This is a genomic window from Clostridium sp. AM27-28 (assembly GCF_003480955.1).
Taxonomy (GTDB): Bacteria; Bacillota; Clostridia; order Lachnospirales; family Lachnospiraceae; genus Otoolea; species Otoolea fessa.
The window spans coordinates 1-264 of record NZ_QUJT01000035.1; the positions used below are offsets into that span (position 1 = coordinate 1).

Below are 264 nucleotides of genomic sequence, written 5' to 3' on the forward strand. Positions count from 1 at the left end.
TTGCAGATAATTACGCCCCAGTCGGCTGAGGTCTTTCGTGATGACAAGGTTGATCTGCCTGCGCTCAATGGCTCTCAACATTCTCTGTAGGTCAGGACGCTCCATGTTAAGACCTGTGAAGCCATCGTCCTGATAGACTGCCACAACCTCCCATCCCTGCTTTTCGCAGTATTTTTCCAGCATATCACGCTGGTTTGCGATACTGGCACTTTCGCCTTGCAGGTCATCGTCCTTTGACAGCCTGCAATAGACCGCCGCACGATA

Annotated in this window: 1 protein-coding gene; it reads right to left on the reverse strand. The window is 51.5% G+C overall.

Annotated elements, in window-relative coordinates; translation table 11 throughout:
* Positions 1–264 (reverse strand): recombinase family protein (locus tag DW720_RS15485; protein ID WP_243099741.1); only part of this gene is annotated, 264 nt, incomplete at both ends.